This window comes from Prauserella alba, from assembly GCF_024171735.1.
Taxonomy (GTDB): domain Bacteria; phylum Actinomycetota; class Actinomycetes; order Mycobacteriales; family Pseudonocardiaceae; genus Prauserella; species Prauserella alba.
This window is the reverse complement of the sequence record NZ_JAMTCH010000004.1, coordinates 834,215-854,420: the sequence shown is the minus strand read 5'-3', so window position 1 is coordinate 854,420 and position 20,206 is coordinate 834,215. Positions and strand designations below refer to the sequence as shown.

The following is a 20,206-nucleotide window of genomic DNA, read 5'->3' as shown; positions in this document are numbered from 1 at the left end:
GGCTCGCCCGTACCCGGATCGCACAGCACCGCATGTCAGAACTTCGCTCGTTCGTCATGATCTCGCGGGTGGTCGGTGCCGGGATAGGCCCGCAACCGTCCAGCTCGCCCCCTCGTCGGAGATCGACAGAGCCGCGTCGACGGGGACGTGCACAGAGAGCATCGCCGCAGCCTCGGGCGCTGCCGTTCCCGGACCGCGCCCCAGAAGCAGGTCAGCGGGCACGTCCGCGCGTAGTTGATCGAGCGTCCGCCCGTCGTCGCCATCACGGAGCAGTGACTGCGCCAGTGCATCCACGTCCGAGTAGCACGCGGCGGCGATCTCCGCGGGCACGCTCACTGCCAGGGACGACGACACGGGCTCCGGAAAGCGCAGCACGGGCTCCTGGGAATGCAACACGGCGAGAGATTTGCCGTGGCTGGCGGTTTCAGGTTCTGAAGATGTCATCTATACTTCGCGGAAAACGCAGGGCAGGCGTTATGGGTCCGACAGGGAAGCCCCGCTGGAAGCGGTGGCGCAGAGCTCTGTTTATTTCCGGAAACGTAGGGGTCGTGGCCTACGCCGTAGGTGGAGTAATTGTACTGTTCTCGCATGGGTATATGTCCGCATTTGTTGTTCAGGTGACGGTCTTCCCGGCTTCGATGATTGTTCTCCAGGTTGGAAGGACGTTGCGTGAACGGCAGATCAAGCAAGCGGGATTCAGGCTCTCGTGGCGCGACTTGTGGAGAAATGAAAGCTAGTGCAAAGGGCTGCTGTGGCGGCGGGTTGCGAGTGTGGTGTCAGACCGTCCAGTGTTCGGTGCCCCACTCTTCACGCGTGTTTAAACGCACACGTCGGCGAATGTTCTAGTGCGGTGAGGGTTGGATCAAAGGTCTGTGGAAAATAACGAAAAGCCAAGATGAAATCGACGCGACAAGATATTTGTGATTGCTGAACTTTTCGGAGTACTGGCCGGATTTGGGGGGAATGCGGCTCAATATTCACATGTCGGGCAGTTCGCAAGCTCCAGATGAGGCCGCGACTACGGCGTTCGACGGTGGGGTGGAGGATGCGCCAGCTCTTCGCCAGGAGTCCCTGGGCGTTTGTCAGTAGCGGGCCGGCATCAGCTCCGGGCCGGGGTGAACTGCGGGCCGGGGCGGCAAGCAGTGCTCGTGTCGCGCGCGTCCTGGTCTACACCGAGAACGATGGGGCAACATGATCGGCCCACCACGGACAAGGGCCAGTGCTGGCGGTGTTGCTGGCCACGCTGTGGCGCCGTGACGACGACACGGGCTCCCGAATCGACAACACGCGCCCCGGGAAGCGCAACACGCGCCCCGGGAAGCGCAACACGGCAGGTGGGGTCAGCTTGCGGGTGGCAGGTTCTTCAGTACGGCGTTCGCGATGCCCTTGGCTTTCTCGCACGGCTTGGCGTTGTCGTTGTGAGGTGTGTAGGTCACGCCGACGGTTTCGATCGTGGGCATGACCTTCTCGGTCTTGCCGCCTTCGAAGTCGCGGTGCTTCCACTCGATGGCGCAACTCGACGACCGCTTGGACTGATACCCGGTGACCCCGTCGAGCTGGACCTCTTCGACGTCGCGGTAGCTGTTGTTCGGCCCGAACGTCTCGGAGTAGGCGAGGTCGGCGCGCAGGCTGCCGTTTCCGTTGATGGCGTCGATCCGGCACGTGCTGAGGTCGTCGGCCGTCTTCGACTGGACCACGCCCAACTCCCGCCTCGCCGCATCGTCGTCCACCAGTGCGCAGATGTCGGTCCGCGCGAGGCTGTTCTCCGGGAGACCCTGCTTCGGCGGTTCCGTACGCAGCTTGTCGACGGCCACATCCAGTGCCTCGGTCAGGTATTCGCACAGGCCGGAGTCCTCGGACACGTCGATCGTGATCGCCTGCTGCGGCGACGACGGCAGCGCGACCGCCCTGGTGCAGCCGGAGCTCGTGCCCTCCTGCAGCACGGACTGACCGGCGACCCGGTCGCCGGTGGCGCTCATCCGCGAACGGTCGATCGTCGCGCCGATCTCGAGGTTGACCCGGCCGGAACTGAACCCGCCCTCACCGTAGCGGCACCGGTGCAGATACATCGAATAGCTGGACGGCTGCAGCGTCGTGTCGCCGAAGGTCTCGTCCTTCAACAGCGCACACGCGTCGACGTCGCGCAGCCGGTCGACGCTGAGCGCCTGGGCCACCGGCTCGCGCTGCTCGGGTTCGATCACCGTGCCCGCGACGGGGGCCATGCCCTGCGTGACCGCCAGGGCCACCACGGCCGCGCCCGCGCCGATCAGCGCGGTCACCTTGGGCCAGCGCGGCTTGCGCGGAGGTGGCGGCGGTTCGGGTGGCGGCAGGGCCAGCACGTGCCGGACCTCCGCCTCCTGCGTGTCGATCAGCTGCTGGATCTCCGCCGGCCAGACGGGGCCCTCGTGGTCGATCGGCCCGACGAGATCGAGTAGTTGCGCCGGTGTTGGCCGGGCCTCGGGTTCGTGGGCGAGGCAGGCCTCGATCACCGGCAGGATCTCCGGCGGCACCCCGTCGAGCTGCGGCGGCTCGTGCACCACGTTGTAGAGGGTCTGCGCGGCGGTCGTGCCGGTGAACGGGCCCTGCCCGGTCGCGGCCATCACGAGCAGCGCGCCCAGCGAGAACATGTCGCTCGCAGGCGTGAGGTCCTTGCCCTCGGCCTGTTCCGGAGACATGTAGGCGGGCGAGCCGACGACCGTTCCGGTACTGGTGAACTCTGCGCCCTCGGCGGCACGGGCGATACCGAAGTCGATCACGCGCGGGCCGTCGGAGGTGAGCAGGACGTTGCCCGGTTTGAGGTCGCGGTGGATCAGCCCGGCGCGGTGCACATCGGACAGTGCGGTGGCCAGACCGGCGATGAGCCGCCGCATCGACGGAACCGGCAGCGGCCCGTTCGCGTCGATCGCGTCCCGCAGCGACGGTCCCGCCACGTACACCGAAGCCAGCCACGGCGCCTCGGCCTCGGGGTCGGCGTCCATGACGGCGGCGGTGTAGGCACCCGACACCCTGCGGGAGGCCTCGACCTCCTGCCGGAACCGGACGCGGAAACCGTCGTCCTTCGAGAAGCTGGGGTGGATGCGCTTAACAGCGGCGACCCGGCCGTCCTGGCTCAGGCACAGGAAGACCTGGCCCATGGCGCCCTCGCCGAGCAGCACCAGCGGGCGGTAGTGGCCGATCGGATAGGACTGGTCGGGCTGCAGCGGCTTCATGACGTCGGTAGCCCTTCCATCACCGCGTCGCTGAGTTTGCGGGCTCGGTCGCACGCCTGCTCGGCGGTGGTGTCCTCGTCGTCGTACCGCCCGCGGTAGGAGACCTCGACGACCTGCGCGTAGTAGTCGGAGTCCTCGCCGGTGACGGGCGCCTCGGCCCACTCGACGGTGCACGAGGCGGAGCCGGTCGAACTCGGCCGCTGGTAGACGTCCTTGCCGCCGACCTCGATCTTCTCCACGTCGTCCGACGACGATTCCGCCGGATCGCCGGTGATGTCGATGGAAACGGCCGCCTCACCCCCGCCGCTGTAGGTGCACTCGCGCAGGTAGTCCGACTCGACCGACGGCGTCTGCCCGAACACGTCCTGGGCCTGCTGCCTGCTGATGAGCAGGCACGGGTCGACCTCGGCCAGCGTGCGGTACTGCTCGGCCCACGTTCCGCCGCCCTTGCGGGCGGCCTTCACCGCTTCCCCGAGGTACTTCCGCCCCAGCTGGCACGGCTTGTAGTCCTTGGCAGGCTTGTCGTCGCCGTACCGGCTGACGCGGAGTTCGATGCCGTTAGTCGGCATCTGCGGGAGCACACCCGCAACGGTGCAGTCGCCGTCCTCGGGGCCCCTGACGAGCGTGGTCAGGCCCGCCGTCTGGCCCGCAGCCCTGCTGGAACTGGACACGCGCGCGCCGAGCTGCAGCGTGGCCGACACGTCCTCGCTCACGTCGAACCGGCACTCGTCGAATTCCGTGCTGCCGGCGGTCTTCAGGCCGGAGACGAGCTTGCACGGGTCGAGTTTGCGCAGCGACGTGGGAGCCAGCGGTCCGGTGGCCGCCTCGGTCGTGGGGATCGGGTCGGGCGCCTGCGCTGCCACGGTCGTGGCGGTGCCCGCTTCGGGGCGCGTGACGCCGATGAGCGCGGTCACGCCGAGTGCCGCGACCATGATCAGCGCGGCGAGCGCGACCACCAGGCCGCTGCGTGACTTCCGCAGGTCCGACCCGGCGAGCACGGCGTCGACGTCGTCCTCGCAGCGCCGGATCTCCTGCTGGACCCGCTCCGGCCACGGGTTGTTGGTGGGGGGCAGGCTGCCGATCAGCCCGCGCAGTTGATCCGGGGTGGGCCGCTGGGCGGGGTCGCGTGCCAGGCACGGGCCGATGATCGCCATCAGCTCCGGCGGCACCTTGCTCAGGTCGGGCTCACCGTGGACGACGTTGTAGAGGGTCTGCGGCGTGGTGTTGCCCGCGTACGGGCTCTTCCCCGTCGCAGCCATGACCAGCAGCGTGCCCAGCGAGAAGATGTCGCTGGCCGTGGTCAGGCTGCGGCCCTCGGCCTGTTCCGGCGAGGTGAAGCCGGCGGAACCGACGACCGAGCCGGTGCTCGTGAGCTCGGAGCTGCCTTCGACGGCTCGGGCGATGCCGAAGTCGATCACCCTGGGGCCGTCGGAGGCCAGCAGCACGTTGCTCGGCTTGAGGTCACGGTGGACGAGACCGGCGCGGTGGATGTCGGCCAGCGCCGACACCAACCCCGCGGCGAGGTGCCGCACCGCCGTCGGCGGTAGCGGACCGGCGGTGTCGATCGCGTCCTGCAGCGACGGCCCGGCCACGTACACCGAAGCCAGCCACTGCTGCTCCGCTTCGGTGTCGGCATCCATGACGGCGGCGGTGAAAGCGCCCGAGACCTGCCTGGACGTGGCGACCTCGCGGCGGAAGCGCTCCCGGAACCCCTGGTCGTGCGAGAACGCGGGGTGGATGCGTTTGAGCGCCGCAGGCCTGCCGTCGGGCGCCATGGCCAGGTACACCCGGCCCATGCCGCCTTCGCCGAGCATCGCCAGCAGGCGGTACCGCCCCGCGTACTCCCGGTCGCCTTCCCCCAGAACCTTCATCAGCGCGCCACGCCCGTCAGCCCGATCGCCTCGCGCGCCTGCGACAACACGCGGCCCGCGCGGTCCCGCGCCTTCTGCGCACCTTCCGCGAGCACCGTGTCGAGTTCGCTCCCGGGCTCCATCAGCGCCTCGTAGCGTTCGCGCAGCGGGGCGAGTTCGGCGTTGAGCACCTCGAACAGGACGTTCTTGAGCTCGCCCCAGCCCATGCCGCCCGCTTCGAGCCGCTTGCGGGTGTCCGCGACGACGCTCGCGTGGTCGTCCGACGCGAACTGTTCGAGGATCTGGAACGGCGCGGAGGTGTCCGGGTTCTTCGTGTCCTCCACCGGCGTGCTGTCGGTGGGGATGCGGCGCACGAGCTTGAGGAGCTTCTTCTCGGGCAGGAAGAGCGGGATCGTGTTGTCGTACGACTTGCTCATCTTGCGGCCGTCGAGACCGGGCAGCGCCTGCCCGCGGCTCTCGTCCGGAACGATCGCCTCCGGCACCTTGAACGTGTAGTTCTTGCCGTACACGTGGTTGAAGCTGCCCGCGATGTCGGCCGCGTACTCGACGTGCTGCAGCTGGTCCCTGCCGACCGGTACGACGTCCGACTCCATGATCAGGATGTCGACGGCCATGAGGATCGGGTAGTTGTACAGACCCATGTTGACGCCGGCGTCCGGGTCCTCACCCGCCTCGACGTTCTTGTCCCGGGCCGCCTTGTAGGCGTGGGCGCGGTTCATCAGGCCCTTGGCCGTCATGCACGACAGCATCCAGTTGAGCTCGAAGATCTCGGGCACGTCCGACTGCACGTAGAACGTCGTGCGCTTCGGATCCAGGCCTGCAGCGAGCCACGTCGCGGCGACCGAGCGGGTGTACTGCCGGAGTTCCTGCGGGTCGCGCACGCTGGTGAGCGCGTGGTAGTCCGCGATGAAGTAGACCGAGTCGTACTCCTCGGTGAGTGTCAGCGCGGGCCGGATCGCGCCGACGAGATTGCCGAGGTGCGGCTCACCGGTCGGCTTGATGCCGGTCAAGGAGACTTTCGCTCCGCTGGTTACGGCCTGTGACATGGGGGTCATCGTACTGGCCGCCGCTCACGCGATTGCCGGAAGGCGGCAACTCGTGGCGGGGCGCGGGACCGTCAGGCCGGCCGTGGTGTGTCGTGATCGACGGACAGTAGGTCGTCGAGCACGGGCCGCAGTTGCGGCTGTTTCGGAGTGAAGCCGTCGCCCGAGCAACGACCGGTGAGATGGTTCATCACCCGGGTGCGCGCCGTCGGCAGCACCGAGCCCCAGAACCACCGCGCGTGGGAGAGCGGGCCCGGCGAGTCGGGCGCACCGGGCAGCGGGGCGAGCCAGCTCGCGTCGTACTGCACGCCGAGTGTGTCGAGCACGTGCCCCGCTACCCGCCGGTGGCCGTGCTCACTCAGATGCAGCCGGTCACGCCCGAAGTAGCGCAGGTCATGGACGGACTCGTCCGGCCACAGGTCGACCACGCGGGCGCCGTGGGCGTCGGCCGCGGACCGCACCGCGTCGTTGAACGCCTCGATGCGCGAGCGCATCCACCGGACCAGCGGCAGCCGCCCGGACACGTCGGAAAGCGTGAACACCACCACCTCGGGAGCGATGTCGGTGAGCAGCCGCAGCGCGGCGCGCACGCGACTCGCCACGACCTCACGGTCATAGCCGCGGGTCGCCATGAGGTCGTTGGCCCCGCCGCACAGCGCGACCAGGTCGGGTTCGAGATCGGCCGCCGCGGGCAGCTGCTCGACGACGATCTGGTCGAGGCGTTTCCCCCGAACTCCCAGATTGGCGTAGTGCAATCCGGGTTCGTCGCAGGCGAGGCGTTCTGCGACGAGATCGGCCCAGCCGCGGTAGACGGGCCTGCCCGGGTACGGGTCGTCGAGGCCTTCGGTCAGGCTGTCGCCGAGCGCCACGAAACGCTGGTAGGACATCTTTCGCTCACACCCTGTTCGGTTCGGCTTCGCTCGCGGGTCGGGCGGCGTTGCCGCTGCCGGTGGAGTGTCGCCACGAATGGCCTACACGTTACCGGCCTGTGACCGGTTCGGCCGTTTCGGAGCCTATGCCGCGGGCACGAGGGTGAGAAACCCGGCGGACCGTCGTCAGCCGTCGGCGCGCAGTACGGGTTTCAGCGCCGTGAGGACATCCGGGTCCTCGATCGTCGACGGCACCGGCTCGTCCCGGCCGTCGGCGATGCCGCGCATGGTCTTGCGCAGGATCTTGCCCGAGCGGGTCTTCGGCAGCGCCTGCACGACCGACACCTCACGGAACGCGGCCACCGGGCCGATCTCCGAGCGCACCGCCCCCACGAGCTCCTCCCGCAGCCGTTCCTCCGTGATGTCCACACCCGCCTTGAGTACGACGAACCCGCGCGGCAACTGTCCCTTGAGCTGATCGGCCACGCCGATCACGGCGCACTCGGCGACCGCGGGGTGGGCGGCCAGCACGGCCTCCATCGACCCGGTCGACAACCGGTGACCCGCGACGTTGATGACGTCGTCGGTGCGCCCCATGACGAACAGATAGCCGTCGGCGTCGAGGTATCCGGAGTCGCCGGTGAGGTAGTACCCCTCGTAACGGGAGAGGTAGGCCTCCTTGAAGCGTTCGTCGTCGCCCCACAACGTCGGCAACGCGCCGGGAGGAAGCGGCAGCCGGATCGCGATCGCGCCCTCCGTTCCCGCGGGCAGCGCCACCCCGTCCTGATCGAGGATCTGCACGTGCCAGCCTGGCACCGGCATGGTCGCCGACCCTGGCTTGACCGGCATCGGTTCTAGACCGCGCAGGTTGGCCGCGATCGGCCAGCCCGTCTCCGTCTGCCACCAGTGGTCGACCACCGGCACGCCGAGATGGTCGTGCGCCCAGTGGTACGTCTCCGGGTCGAGGCGTTCACCCGCCATGAACAGCGTCGTGAAGCCGCCGAGGTCGTAATTGCCCAGTTCGGCCGCGTCCGGGTCGACGCGTTTGACCGCCCGCAGTGCCGTCGGCGCCGTGAACAGGGCCTTCACCCCGTGTTCGGAGATGACGCGCCAGAACGCGCCCGCGTCGGGCGTACCCACCGGCTTGCCCTCGTACAGCACCGTCGTGGCACCGATGAGCAGCGGCGCGTACACGATGTACGAGTGGCCGACGACCCAGCCGACGTCGGAGGCCGTCCACCACACGTCGCCGGGGTGGATGTCGTAGACCGCGCCCATCGACCAGGCCAGCGCCACGGCGTGGCCGCCGTTGTCCCGTACGACGCCCTTCGGTTTGCCCGTCGTACCGGACGTGTAGAGCACGTACAGCGGATCGGTCGCGGCGACCGGTACCGGGTCGGCAGGCGTCGCGCCGGACATCAGATCCGTCCAGTCGACGTCGCGGCCGGTCATCGCGCACCGGCTCGCCTCACGCTGCAGCACGACCACGTGGTCCGGCTGGTGGGCCGTGGCGGCCAGCGCGTCCTCGACGATCGGCTTGTACTCGACGACCCGGCCCGGCTCGATACCGCAGGAGGCCGCGACGATGGCCTTCGGCTTCGCGTCCTCCACTCGCGCGGCCAGCTCCTTCGGGGCGAATCCGCCGAACACCACCGAGTGCACCGCGCCGAGCCGCGCGCAGGCGAGCATCGCGATGACGGCCTCGGGCACCATCGGCATGTAGATGATCACCCGGTCGCCCTTGCCGACCCCGAGTGAGGCCAGGCCGCCCGCGAACCGTGCCACCTCGTCGCGCAGTTCGGCGTAGGTGTAGGTGCGCTGCGACGACGTGACGGGCGAGTCCCAGAACAGGGCGTTGCGGTCGCCGTGGCCGGACTCGACGTGCCTGTCGAGTGCGTTGTAGGCGGTGTTGAGTTCGCCGTCCGGGAACCACCGGTACAGCGGGGCGCGCGCGTCGTCGAGGGCCTTCGTCGGCGCCTTCGTCCAGCTCACCCCGCGGGCGGCGGCCAGCCAGAAACCCTCCGGGTCGGTGATGCTGCGCTCGTAGGTGTCGGCGTACGCGCCCATCGCGGCTCTCCTTCGTACTCTGCGCTGAGTCCGGTGAGTGTCGACCGTAGGACGTTGCACGTGCGCTGCACCAGAGCGCGCGCCGGCGAGGCGGATGCGTCCGGTCCTACGGTGGCCGACATACTGTGTGCACGGCCCACGGCACAGGGCCGCCGGCGTCATCAGCGACACGCACGAAGGAGCGAGAGGTGGAATCGATCGCTGGCTCGTTGTTGTCGCTGGCGTACCGGATCTTCCAGCCCGGGTTCTGCCCCGGCGACTGGGTGTGGGCCACCAGCATGGCCGGCCTGCTCATGGGCCTGTGGCCCGTGTTCGGCGCGCTGGTCATCGCGATCGTCCGCAAGTTCACGGGCAACCGCTACACCGGCGCACCGTTGATCGCGATCGGTGCGATCGCGGTGGTGACGGTGCTGGTGATGCCGTGGCTGCTCGCGACGGGCATCTCGGGCATCTTCCGCGACGTCTTCGCCGGTGGCACCGGTGGGCTCACCCAGACCGACATCGCCAACATGGCCAAGGAGTACTGCTTCGTCGGCCCGCAGACCGAATACCTCGGGGGCGGCCAGAACGTCTACGAGACGCTGTTCTACCCCTCGGGCGACTCCCTGGCTTACGGCTACTACCTGGGCGGTCTCGTCGGGTTGCCGATCCTCACGTTGCTGGCGGTCATGCTGCTTGGCCGGGTGGCGCTGCGCCGCGGTCCGAAGTGGCCCGGCCGGTTCATCTGGGGCTCGTACGTCGCGTTCGTCCTGCTGTCGGCGGGCGTCGAGGCCAACACGGCCGTCCACCTGTGGCTGGGCTTCCTGCCCGCCGTGATCCTCGGGATCATCCCGGTGGCGATCGTCGGCGCTCCCAGCTGGTCGACCATCCAGCGGTCCGACGCTCCGCCCGAACCGCGGCCGGCTCCGCGTCCCGAGCCGCCCAGGCAGCCCGAACCGGAACCGCAGCGCCAGTACGCGCCCACGGCCGTCGCGCCGTCGCCGCCGCCCGTCGCAGCCGCCGCCGTCGCGCCCGCCGCGTCGACCGGTTCGGACGGCCGGTTCGAGCGCATCCGCCGACTCGGCCAGGGCGGATTCGGCACCGTGTGGCAGGCCCGTGACACGCAGCTCGGCCGCACCGTCGCGCTGAAGATCGCCCACGTCACCGACCAGGAGACCGAGGAACGCATGCGGCGCGAGGCCCGCGCGCTGGCCATGCTGTCGCACCCGAACTGTGTGCGCGTCTACGACCTCGTCGAGGAACACGACGGCATGGCGCTCGTCATGGAGTACCTCGAGGGCCGGTCGCTGGCCGACACCGTCGACAACGGCGGCGCGCTCGACGACATGTCGGCCGGCAGGTTGTGGGCCACGCTCGCGGGTGCGCTTTCCGCAGCACACGAGAAGGACGTGCTGCACCGTGACATGAAGCCGTCGAACGTCATCCTCGACCCGCAGGGCATGCCGCACCTGATCGACTTCGGGATCGCCCGCAGCAAGGACGACGCCAAGCTGACGGCCACCGGCATGATGATCGGCACCCCGGACTACACGGCACCGGAGATCGCGGAGGGTTCGACCGCCACCCCGGCCTCGGACGCCTGGCAGCTGGCCGCGACCGTCAGCTTCGCGCTGTGCGGGCATCCGCCCCGGGGCACGCGCGAAACGCCGATGGCCGCGCTGATGGCCGCCGCCCGCGCCGAACCGGCGAGCCACCTGCCCCGGCAGAGCGTCCATGCCCGGCTGCTGCGCGCGTCGCTGGACCCGCAGCCGCGGAACCGGCCGACGCTCGCCGCCGTGGAGCGGGAGATCGGCGGCTGGCTCTCACGGATCGGTTCCTCCGCCGACGGTCCGGTGACGCAGATCGTGCCGCGTTCGCAGTGAACTGAGACCCCGGTGGGCCCGCCCCGGCAGGCGGGACCGGCCCGGATGTTCGCCGTCCCGTACGTCGTGGCCGGTGAGGTCTCCGCGCGGGCGGCCTCACCGCCACGACGGCAGCCACAGCTCCGCGTTCCACCGCTCCGGCGTGATCGGTTCGCCGACGAGGATCGGCCAGAGCCAGACGAAGTTCGCCACGACCAGCCCGGTGTACAGCGACACCACGAGCAGTCCCGTGCCGCGGCGCTCGAAACCCGCCTTCGCACGGCCCAGCAGGTGGCCGAGTACCAGCGTGAGGCCGAGGATCAGGAACGGCGCCAGCGGGGTGGCGTAGAAGAAGTACATCTGCCGGTCGAGGTTCACGAACCACGGCAGCAGGCCCGCGCCGTAACCGACGAGCACGGCGGCGTAGCGCCAGTCGGCGCGGAAGACCATCCGCCACAATCCCCAGCCGAGCACCGGCAACGCCAGCCACCACATCGCCGGGGTGCCGATGAGCATCGTGGCCTGGACGCAGTCGCTCTGCCCACAGCCGTCGATCTGGTTGCCGGAATCGTGGTGGTACAGCATCGGGCGCAGGCCCATCGGCCACGTCCACGGCTTCGACTCCCACGGGTGCGGATCGCCCTTCGGGGTGGCCAGGCTGCTGTGGAAGTCGAGGACGTTCAGCGTGTACAGCACCAGGTTGCGCAGGGCTCCGGGCAGGAACGCCAGCGAACCGTCGCCGCTGATCTCGGCGTAGTGCCGGTCCGTGGCCGTTTCGCTCGCGAACCACGCCCACCACGTGGACACGTACACCAGCACCGAGATGACACCGATGCTCCACAGCGCCGGTGCCAGATCGCGGCGCACCACGCCCATCCACGGCCGGGCGACGCCGGCGGTACGGCGGGCTGCGACGTCGAACGCGATCGTCAGCAGGCCGAACGCGACGACCCAGTACATGCCCGACCACTTGATGCCCGTCGCCAGCCCGAGCATCACGCCGGCGCCGAACCGCCACCAGCGGAAACCGAGCCGTGGGCCGAACGGCGTGTCCCAGGCCCAGCCGTTGCGCACGGCCGTCGCGACCCGCTCCCGGACTTGGTCGCGATCGATCAGCACGCAGCCGAACGCCGCGACGACGAACAGTGCCTGGAAGATGTCGAGCATCCCCATGCGCGACTGCAGGTGCAGCACGCCGTCGCAGATGACGAGGATGCCGGCGATCGCGCCGAGCAGGGTCGAGCGCGTCAGCCGCCGGGCGATGCGGACGATCAGCAGGATGATCAGCGTGCCCGCGAGGGCCGCCGTGAGCCGCCAGCCCCAGCCGTTGTAGCCCAGCAGCCACTCGCCGACGGCCATGAGCTGTTTCGCCAGCGGCGGGTGCACGACCAGTTCGTAGCCGTAGTTGTCCTCGTAACCGCCGTTGCGCAGCATCTGCCACGCCTGCGGGACGTAGTGCTTCTCGTCGAAGACCGGCGAACCGCCGTCGGTCGGGTGGCCGAGGTTCCACAGGCGCAGGACGCCGCCGACGGTCGTGATGACGAGAGTGACCCACAGGGCGCGCATGCGGTCGGCCGGCATCGGCGTGCCGAGCAGCGCGGCCTCCCGGTCGGATGGCGGCTGCCCGGCCGGACCGGTTCCGGCGCGGCTCGGTCGGGGCAGAACGGCGGTCACGGAGGCCGATCTTACGGGCGGCGATGTGAAACCCCGTGCAGGCCGCGGTGGGGTCGGAAAGCCCCCGGGGGCACCTTGGTTGCATTGAGTGCAACCAAGGTGCCCCCGGGGGTACGGCCGCGAGGTCGGCGGGAAGCGTGCCCGATAGCCTCGCCGTATGCCGTTGATCCTCGCCGGGACGCCGCTCGGCGACCGCAGTGACGCCAGCCCCCGTCTCGCGGAGACGCTGCGGACCGCCGACGTCATCGCCGCCGAGGACACGCGCCGCCTGCGGTCGCTGGCCACGGCGCTCGACGTCGCACCGGTGGCCAAGGTCGTCAGCTTCTACGAGGACGTCGAGAGTGCGCGGCTGCCGAAACTGCTCGACGCCGTCCGCGAGGGCGACACGGTCGTGCTCGTGACCGACGCCGGGATGCCGAGCGTGTCGGATCCCGGTTTCCGCCTGGTGGCGGCGTGCGCGGAGGAGGAGCTGCCCGTCAGCTGCGTGCCGGGGCCGTCGGCGGTGACCACCGCGCTGGCGTTGTCGGGTCTCGCGCCGGACCGGTTCTGCTTCGACGGCTTCGCACCGCGCAAACCAGGGGAACGCGCGCGCTGGTTCGCCGAGCTCGCCGACGAGAAGCGGACGACGGTGTTCTTCGAATCGCCGCATCGGCTGGCCTCACTGCTGGCGGACGCGGCCGAACGGCTGGGCGCCGACCGCCGCGGCGCCGTGTGCCGCGAGCTGACCAAGACGTACGAACAGGTGCGCCGCGGCACGCTCGGCGAGCTGGCCGAGTGGGCCGCAGACGGTGTGCGCGGCGAGATCACCGTGGTGCTGGCGGGTGCCGCGCCGCGGGACGTGAGCGTCGCCGACCTGGTCGATGAGGTCACGCGGCGGGTCGAGGCGGGTGAACGTCTCAAGGCCGTGGCCGCGGAGGTCGCGAAGGAGACCGGCGTGTCGAAGAAGGAGCTCTACGACGCCGTGGTCGCCGCGCGGGCGGACTGACGCGACGGCGACCCACCGTCGCCGGGCGGTGCGGCCAGCAGCGTCTGCAGCGGTGCCGCCTTGTCGAGGCATTCGTCCCATTCGGCTGCCGGGTCGGAATCGGCCGTGATGCCGCCGCCGACGCCGACGTGCACCTCGCCTGCCGCGATCTCGAAGGTGCGGATCGCGACGCTGAGTTCCATGCCCGCGACCGGTGAGGCGAGTCCGACGGCGCCCGTGTACAGCCCCCGCGCGACCGGTTCGAGTTCGGCGATCAGATCGAGCGCTCGGATCTTCGGCGCCCCCGTGACCGAACCGGGTGGGAACGCCGCGTGCAGCAGTGCCGTGTCGTCGGTGTCCGGCGCGAGGGTGCCGACGACCGTCGAGTCGAGATGCCACACGCCCGGCGCCGGTCGGACGGCGAGCAGCTCCGGCACGCGCACACTGCCGATCTCGCACACCCGGCCCAGGTCGTTGCGCACCAGGTCGGTGATCATCACGTTCTCGGCGACGTCCTTGACCGACTCGCGCAACAGGTGCGCACCCGCGTCGTCCTGCGGTCCGCGGCGGGGCCTGGTGCCCTTGATCGGTGTCGACCGCACCGCCGTGCCGTGGCGGGCGACGAACAGCTCCGGCGACATCGAAACGGCGGCGCCCCACGGCCCGGCGAGGTAGGCGCCGCGGGCCGGGTGCAGCCGGCTGGTGCCCTCGGTGAACAGCGCGAGGGGTGAGCCGTCGAAGGTGCCGGTGAACCGGGTGCAGATGTTGGCCTGGAACACCTCGCCGGCAGCGATGGCCCGCACGCAGTCGGCGACTGCGCGTTCGTGGTCGGCCCGAGGCGGTCGGTGCAGGGACGTCGCGTGCCAGGTGTGTGTCGCCGGGTCCGTGGGCGCTTCGGTGCAGGCGGACGTGAGCAGCTCCTGGAACTCGGCGGCGTCGGCGTCACCGCCCGGTGTGCCGTCGAGGGCTTCGAACCACCATCGACCTTCGGCGTCGAGGCGCAGTACGTGGCCCGCCCAGCCCCACACCGCGGGCGGCAACGGGCCGTCGCGGCGGGAGGGGTCGGACAGGTCGTAGGAGAGGTAGCCGAACCAACCGCCGCCGACCGAGCCCGTCTCGGCGGTGCCTGCGGGTGCCGCGATGTCGGAACCGGCGGTATCGGCGGGAAGCCGGGACGGCGTGGCCAGCGCGTCGGCACGGTCGGTGACGGGTTCGAGGTGGACCGACGGTGCGAGCACCGCACGGGAGCCGAACCAGTCGCCGGTCAGCGCGGCCGGACCCGGCAGAGCGCGGTCGCGAGCGCGGCGGGCCAGCGCAGTGAGGACCTGTCCGGGGGACAGGTCGCAGTCGAGTGCCGTTCGCCGCAGCCGCATGCCCCGCATTGTCCCCGGTCGGTGGGGGAACCGGGCGGAAGGTGTCGTACGCGACGGCGGCGTGTGTTCCGGGTGATCGACACGGGCGCGGCGGCCGGGACGCCGCTACGTTCGCGTCATGGACGTCAGGCCTGGGAAGACCGAGCGGATCGCCAAGGTGACCGGGGCGGACTCGGCGAACCACACCGCCGAGCGGTTCGCGTTCGCGGCGACCGACCTCGGAGTCCTGTGGGATGCCGGAGGCGGCAGGGTGTTCGCGCTGTTCGGTGACACCTTCGGCGAAGGGTGGGGTGGTCACGGCGCCGGCCCGGGGTCGGCGGACTGGCGCAGCAACGTGCTCGCCTGGTCGGCCGCGCGCGACCTCTCCGGCGGGCTGCCGCTCGACGGCGTCGTGGCACGTGCCGACGGTGGTGCGGCGCAGGTCATCCCGTCCGGCAGGCGGGAAGTGACGGTGGTGCCGAACGGCGCGATCACCGTCGACGGCGTGCACTACGCGCACTACATGTCCGTGCGCGAGTGGGGAGAGCCCGGTCATTGGCGCACGAACCATGCGGGCGTCGCGGTGTCCCGCGACGACGGGCGCACGTGGCACAGGCCGAGGACGGCGCGATGGCGGAACCGCGACGGCCACAGCCGGTTCCAGCTGGGCGCGTTCGCCCGCGACGGCGAGCACGTCCTGCTGTTCGGCACGACCAACGGCCGCCACGACGTGCCGTATCTCGCCAGGACGCGCCCCTCGGACCTGCTGCGGGTGCGGGCGTACGAGTACTGGGACGGTTCCGGGTGGCGTGGTGACGAGGACGCGGCGGCACCGCTGTTCGACGGTTCGGTCGGGGAGATGTCCGTCGGCTACCACCGCGGCTGCGACCGCTGGCTGATGCTGCACCTCGACGAACCGCGCCGCGGCATCGTGGCCCGCACGGCACCGGCACCGACCGGTCCGTGGACCGGCGGCGACCTCGTCGTCTCCGGCGACGAACACCCCGCGGTCTACGGCGGATTCCTGCACCCGTGGTCACTCGACGGGACGCTGGCCGACGCGTCCGGCCCGTCCGGCGGGTTCGACGTCCACTACCTCGTCTCGCAGTGGGGCCCGTACAACGTGTTCCTCACCAGAACGCGGTTCGAGGTCCGGTAGTCAACGGCCGTTAGGCAGCCGCCATCGGTTCGATGTGTTCGAGCTGATCGCCGATCGCGTCGCGCGCGGTCTCGACGTCGTAGGACTCCTGGAGGCGTGTCCAGTAGTGGTCGTTCAGCCCGAAATAGCGTGACAGCCTGAGACCGGTGTTGGCGGTGATCGCCCGCTGTCCCTTGAGGATCGCGCCGATCCGCGACTCGGGTACGTGGATCGCCTTGGCCAGCGCATACGCGCTGATACCCATGGGAACGAGGAAATCCTCGCGAAGGATCTCGCCCGGGTGGATCGGTTCGTGGGCTTTGTCAGTGGTAGTCAACGATCTCGACCTCCTCGGGTCCGCTGGTCGTCCAGCGGAAACAGATGCGCCACTGTTGGTCGACGCGGATGCTGTAGGTGCCGGCTCGGTTTCCTTTGAGTTGTTCGAGCTTGTTGCCAGGTGGTACCCGTAGTTCGGTGAGACGGTCGACGACGTCCAGTTGCCGGAGCTTTCGGTGGGCTACCCGCTGTACGCTTGGCGGGAGGGTGCGTACATGTTCGCGTAGCCATACCTGCTCGGTTCGCTTATCGCCGAACGACCGGATCATGTGCGGATACTACCGTGATGCGTATGCAATCGTAACGCGGTGGCATGGCAGCCGGTAGGGCAAGTGGACGCGGCGCCGCTCACAGCAGCACGTCGGCGAGCGTGAAGGGGTAGACGAGTGCCGACGTGGCCGCGGGGCCGCTGCCCGTGTGCTGGTGGATGCCGAGCCTGCTGTGGAACCAGCCGGGGCGTCCGGGGATGCCGTTGTCGCGCACGAGCCACAACACGACGCCGGAATCGGCCCACTTGTCCGGGTGGAACCGGTGATGCCAGTCCTCGAACTCGGCGTAGACCAGTACCTTCCCGATGCCGGCCTCACCGCGGATCGTCTTGATCCACGTCTTGACGAACCGGTCGTCGATCCCGGCCGCGCGGGCGTCGAGCGCGGGCGCGAGCACTCCGGGCGCGAACGCTCCCAGCGGCGCGCCCGTGCGCACGACGTGCCGTGCCTGGTCGATGGCCCCGCCTTCCCTCGCCAGGTGGCGGATGCCCGCGTGCACGCCCGCGTCGAGTGCGCACGTGAGCTGCCGTGCCGAACCGGAGTCGCTCCAGTTGTGGTTCTCGGTGACGGTGATCGACGCGAACGTGACGGCCCTGCCGCGCAACGCCGTCCAATCGGGCACGGATTCGCGCAGATGCAGTCCGACGCCGCTCGCGCCCGCGGGCTCCGTCACGAGTCCCCCTAGCTGCCTGAAGCGATGGTGACGGCCACCCTACGTGCGTTCGCGCACGTCAGGCGGCCATCACCAGCGGCGTGTCAGGCGTTCTCGCGGCGGAACGTGCGCGCGCCCCAGTAGACGCACAGCGACATCAGCACGACGAGCACGATCGACCCGGTGAGCATCGCGTCGACGGAGAAGTCGCCGCGGAACCCGGCGCGCCCCGCGTCGACGATGTGCGTGAACGGGTTGACCCGGGAGATCGCGTACAGCCAGTCCGGTGCGAGGCCGGTCGTGATCGGCACGAGGATCCCCGACAGCAGCAGCACGGGCATCATCACCGAGTTCACCAGCGCTGGGAATGCTTCTTCGTTGCGCAGCGTCAACGCCACTGCGTACGACGCAGACGCCAGCGTCACCGACAGCATCCCGACGATCAGCAACGTCAGCAGAATCCCGCCCAGTGGTGCCGACAGGTCGAACACGAGGAACGCCAGCGTCGTGATGATGATCGCCTGCGCCACGGTCGTCAGTCCGTTGGTCAGTACCTTGCCGAGCAGCAGCGCCACGCGGCTGGCCGGGGTGACCCGGAGCCGCTCCACCACACCGTTGCGCAGGTCCGCCAGCAACGAGAACCCCGCGGTCGTCGCGCTGAACAGTGCGAGCTGGATGATCAGCGCAGGCGTGAGGATCGTCCAGCTGCTCCCGGGTGGGAACCCGGGCGTGCTGGTCACGATCCGCTCCATCAACGGCCCGAACAGCACCAGATACAGCACCGGCTGCATCACGCCGATCGCCAGCCATGCCGGATTCCGCGACAGCAGGGTCGCGTCGCGCCGGAAGATCAGCCAGATGTCACGCAACACGGGTCGTCTCCTCGTTCCTGTCGCTGTCGTTCCCGTCGTTGTCGTCGGCCGCAGTCCCGTTGGCCGCAGTCCCGTCGGCCGTATCGGTGTCGCCGCCGTCGGAGTCGCGGAGGCTGCGGCCGGTGAGGGTCAGGAACACGTCGTCCAGCGTCGGCCGCTGTACCTGCATCGACTGCATGGTCAGCCCTTCGGCGTCGAAAGCGCGCAACAGCGCGGGCAGCGCCGTGTCGCCACGCGGCACCCGGAACCGCACCTCGCCCGGTGTCGTGACCAGGTCGTGGGCGCCGTCGGCCCGGCCGACGATCTCCGCTGCCCTGGTCGTGACGTCCTCGTCGACCCCGAGCACCACGCCGTCGCCCGACACCCGAGCCTTGAGTGCGTCCGGGGTTCCCTCGGCGACGATCTCCCCACCGTCGATGACGAGGATGCGGTCGCACAGCGTGTCCGCCTCTTCCAGGTAGTGAGTCGTGAGGAAGAGCGTCACGCCCTGTTCGGAGCGCAGCGTGCGAATGTGCTCCCAGAGGTTCGCCCGACTCTGCGGGTCGAGGCCCGTCGTGGGCTCGTCGAAGAACACGAGTTTTGGTGAGTGGATCAGCCCGAGCGCGATGTCGAGCCTGCGACGTTGGCCGCCGGAGAGCGTCTTCGTCAGTCGCTGGTCCAACCCGGACAGGTCGAGCTGTTCGGTCAGTTCCTTACCCCGTGCGATCGCGTCGGCCTTGCCGAGCCCGTACAACCGGCCCTGCAGTTCGATCTCTTCGGCGACCTTGCATTCCGGCCCGGTTCCGCCGCCCTGCGCGACGTAGCCGATGCGCCTCCGCACGCCGACCGGGTCGGCGCGCAGGTCGCAGCCGGCGACCCGGGCCTCGCCCGCGGTGGGCGTGAGCAGGGTCGTCAGCATGCGCAGCGTCGTCGTCTTGCCCGCGCCGTTCGGGCCGAGGAATCCGACGAGTTCGCCCTCGGTGACGTCGATGTCGACGCCTTTGACCGCCTCCACTGTGCGCCCGCGCGACGTGAACCGTCGCTGCAGGCCGCGTGCCTTGATCAACAGAAACCCCCGTCGAAGAGATGTGCGGATCCGCCGCCGTTCCGGGACGCGGCGGGTCGCTGGTGCGGCCGAGTTGGCCGTCGACGCCCCACTGTCCTCCGCACAAGTCGGCTAGTCAAATTTGATTAGATGCTTGTGGGTGCGCTATACTGAGCCTGGCGCGGGGAGGACGAATACGCGAAGAGTTTTCGCCTCGGATGGCGTCCGCTGAGCGCGAACGGCGGGCGATGAGTCGCACCGCAGTCGCACGGACCGCACGACCGGACGGTCGTCGCGGTGGTGCGGAATCAGGACGCGGCGTTATCAGGACGTGGCGCTCGGTGTGGCGGAGCCGAAGTTGTGCCCGGCGTCGTCGGCCATCACGTACTCGCCCGCGCGCAGTCGTGCGATGAGGTCTGTGGTCCACGAGATGTCGGCGTCGCAGTGTGCGAGCCACAGCCGGTACAACTCGTCGACATGCGCTGGGTGGCCCGGTCCGGTGCCGTTGTCGAGGACGGTCGCGACGTTCTCCCGCTGCCCGTCGAGTTGGCCGAGGCGGTGTTCGAGCAGGTCGATCGCCAACCGGCGGGGCAGTGCCGTGACGAACACGAGCGCGGCGGCGAACTCATAGGCGCCGCCAGCCGCCCCGTCGACGTCCGCGATGCGTTGCTGCAGCTCCTGCTGGAACGCGTCCTCGCCCGCGTCGGTCAGCGTGTAGGCGAGTCGGTCGGGGCCTCTGCCCTGTGGGGTCTCGACCTGCCTGAGCAGGCCTTCCAGCGCGAGCTTCTTCAACGCGTGGTAGATCGAACCCGGCTGGACGTTCGCCCACTTGTCGGCCGACCACGACAACAGCTCGCGCCGCACCTGGTAACCGTGCGCGCCACCCGAACCGCCGTGCATCCGCACCACACCGAGCACGAGCAACCGCGTCGCCGACACCGCCTCCGACCTCCGTCCCTGGTCGCATCGCCGAGAGGTGTCATCCTCCCACCCGCCGACCCTGCCGCTTCGTCGAAGGTTGCCGG

General features: G+C 69.8%; 17 protein-coding genes. 3 read left to right on the top strand and 14 right to left on the bottom strand.

Annotated features, from left to right (window positions below):
* Positions 1–54: 54 nt before the first annotated feature.
* The 6 genes from LY12_RS12800 to LY12_RS12775 form a co-directional block, all read right to left on the bottom strand.
* A complete protein-coding gene (locus tag LY12_RS12800; protein WP_253856295.1) occupies positions 55–396 on the bottom strand; it encodes a hypothetical protein in 342 nt (113 codons plus the stop codon).
* 944 nt (positions 397–1,340) lie between these two features.
* Positions 1,341–3,209, bottom strand: coding sequence for a serine/threonine-protein kinase (locus LY12_RS12795; RefSeq protein WP_253856293.1), 1,869 nt, complete (start codon positions 3,207–3,209; stop codon positions 1,341–1,343).
* Complete coding sequence (locus LY12_RS12790; RefSeq protein WP_253856292.1) at positions 3,206–5,080, bottom strand: serine/threonine-protein kinase; 1,875 nt, start codon at positions 5,078–5,080, stop codon at positions 3,206–3,208. The genes LY12_RS12795 and LY12_RS12790 overlap by 4 nt, the downstream gene beginning before the upstream one ends.
* Positions 5,080–6,126, bottom strand: coding sequence for a tryptophan--tRNA ligase (locus LY12_RS12785; RefSeq protein ID WP_253856290.1), 1,047 nt, complete (start codon positions 6,124–6,126; stop codon positions 5,080–5,082). Before LY12_RS12785 ends, LY12_RS12790 begins: the two co-directional genes overlap by 1 nt.
* A 71-nt stretch (positions 6,127–6,197) precedes the next feature.
* Positions 6,198–7,010, bottom strand: a complete 813-nt coding sequence (locus LY12_RS12780; RefSeq protein WP_253856289.1) for an SGNH/GDSL hydrolase family protein — start codon at positions 7,008–7,010, stop codon at positions 6,198–6,200.
* A gap of 168 nt (positions 7,011–7,178) precedes the next feature.
* Positions 7,179–9,221 carry a propionyl-CoA synthetase gene (locus LY12_RS12775; protein ID WP_301302493.1) on the bottom strand — a complete coding sequence of 681 codons (2,043 nt, stop codon included), beginning with the start codon at positions 9,219–9,221 and terminating at the stop codon, positions 7,179–7,181.
* 26 nt (positions 9,222–9,247) lie between these two features.
* Between LY12_RS12775 and LY12_RS12770 the strand changes: the two genes are divergently transcribed.
* Positions 9,248–10,921, top strand: coding sequence for a serine/threonine-protein kinase (locus LY12_RS12770; RefSeq protein ID WP_253856285.1), 1,674 nt, complete (start codon positions 9,248–9,250; stop codon positions 10,919–10,921).
* A gap of 96 nt (positions 10,922–11,017) precedes the next feature.
* Here LY12_RS12770 and LY12_RS12765 read toward each other — a convergent pair whose 3' ends face one another.
* On the bottom strand, positions 11,018–12,574 hold the full coding sequence (locus LY12_RS12765; protein ID WP_253856283.1) for a dolichyl-phosphate-mannose--protein mannosyltransferase: 1,557 nt from the start codon (positions 12,572–12,574) through the stop codon (positions 11,018–11,020).
* 157 nt (positions 12,575–12,731) lie between these two features.
* Between LY12_RS12765 and rsmI the strand changes: the two genes are divergently transcribed.
* On the top strand, positions 12,732–13,559 hold the full coding sequence (gene rsmI, locus LY12_RS12760) for a 16S rRNA (cytidine(1402)-2'-O)-methyltransferase (protein ID WP_253856275.1): 828 nt from the start codon (positions 12,732–12,734) through the stop codon (positions 13,557–13,559).
* Here rsmI and LY12_RS12755 read toward each other — a convergent pair.
* Positions 13,526–14,911, bottom strand: a complete 1,386-nt coding sequence (locus tag LY12_RS12755; protein WP_253856272.1) for an aminodeoxychorismate synthase component I — start codon at positions 14,909–14,911, stop codon at positions 13,526–13,528. The genes rsmI and LY12_RS12755 overlap by 34 nt on opposite strands.
* Positions 14,912–15,029: 118 nt before the next feature.
* On the opposite strand from LY12_RS12755, the gene LY12_RS12750 reads away from it, so the two are divergent.
* Positions 15,030–16,049 carry a glycoside hydrolase family 183 protein gene (locus LY12_RS12750; protein ID WP_253856270.1) on the top strand — a complete coding sequence of 340 codons (1,020 nt, stop codon included), beginning with the start codon at positions 15,030–15,032 and terminating at the stop codon, positions 16,047–16,049.
* Positions 16,050–16,059: 10 nt separating this feature from the next.
* On the opposite strand, the gene LY12_RS12745 is transcribed toward LY12_RS12750, so the two are convergent.
* From LY12_RS12745 to LY12_RS12720, 6 genes are all read right to left on the bottom strand, one after another.
* Entirely contained in the window at positions 16,060–16,365 is a 306-nt protein-coding gene (locus tag LY12_RS12745) for a HigA family addiction module antitoxin (protein WP_253856268.1), read from the bottom strand.
* Positions 16,352–16,633, bottom strand: a complete 282-nt coding sequence (locus LY12_RS12740) for a type II toxin-antitoxin system RelE/ParE family toxin (protein ID WP_253856265.1) — start codon at positions 16,631–16,633, stop codon at positions 16,352–16,354. The genes LY12_RS12745 and LY12_RS12740 overlap by 14 nt, the downstream gene beginning before the upstream one ends.
* A 79-nt stretch (positions 16,634–16,712) precedes the next feature.
* The gene (locus LY12_RS12735) at positions 16,713–17,306 is read right to left on the bottom strand and encodes a GH25 family lysozyme (protein WP_253856263.1); all 594 of its coding nucleotides are present in this window, start codon (positions 17,304–17,306) and stop codon (positions 16,713–16,715) included.
* Positions 17,307–17,389: 83 nt separating this feature from the next.
* Positions 17,390–18,157 carry an ABC transporter permease gene (locus tag LY12_RS12730; protein ID WP_253856262.1) on the bottom strand — a complete coding sequence of 256 codons (768 nt, stop codon included), beginning with the start codon at positions 18,155–18,157 and terminating at the stop codon, positions 17,390–17,392.
* Positions 18,147–19,202, bottom strand: a complete 1,056-nt coding sequence (locus LY12_RS12725; protein ID WP_253856260.1) for an ATP-binding cassette domain-containing protein — start codon at positions 19,200–19,202, stop codon at positions 18,147–18,149. Before LY12_RS12725 ends, LY12_RS12730 begins: the two co-directional genes overlap by 11 nt.
* Before the next feature lie 303 nt (positions 19,203–19,505).
* On the bottom strand, positions 19,506–20,120 hold the full coding sequence (locus LY12_RS12720; protein WP_253856259.1) for a PadR family transcriptional regulator: 615 nt from the start codon (positions 20,118–20,120) through the stop codon (positions 19,506–19,508).
* Positions 20,121–20,206 lie beyond the last annotated feature (86 nt).

Coding starts and splice junctions, on each gene's coding strand:
- rsmI (WP_253856275.1), top strand. CDS start 12,732: ATGCCGTTGATCCTCGCCGGGACGCCGCTCGGCGACCGCAGTGACGCC.
- LY12_RS12775 (WP_301302493.1), bottom strand. CDS start 9,221: ATGACGCCGGCGGCCCTGTGCCGTGGGCCGTGCACACAGTATGTCGGC.
- LY12_RS12740 (WP_253856265.1), bottom strand. CDS start 16,633: ATGATCCGGTCGTTCGGCGATAAGCGAACCGAGCAGGTATGGCTACGC.
- LY12_RS12785 (WP_253856290.1), bottom strand. CDS start 6,126: ATGTCACAGGCCGTAACCAGCGGAGCGAAAGTCTCCTTGACCGGCATC.
- LY12_RS12795 (WP_253856293.1), bottom strand. CDS start 3,209: ATGAAGCCGCTGCAGCCCGACCAGTCCTATCCGATCGGCCACTACCGC.
- LY12_RS12755 (WP_253856272.1), bottom strand. CDS start 14,911: ATGCGGCTGCGGCGAACGGCACTCGACTGCGACCTGTCCCCCGGACAG.
- LY12_RS12780 (WP_253856289.1), bottom strand. CDS start 7,010: ATGTCCTACCAGCGTTTCGTGGCGCTCGGCGACAGCCTGACCGAAGGC.
- LY12_RS12750 (WP_253856270.1), top strand. CDS start 15,030: ATGGACGTCAGGCCTGGGAAGACCGAGCGGATCGCCAAGGTGACCGGG.
- LY12_RS12790 (WP_253856292.1), bottom strand. CDS start 5,080: ATGAAGGTTCTGGGGGAAGGCGACCGGGAGTACGCGGGGCGGTACCGC.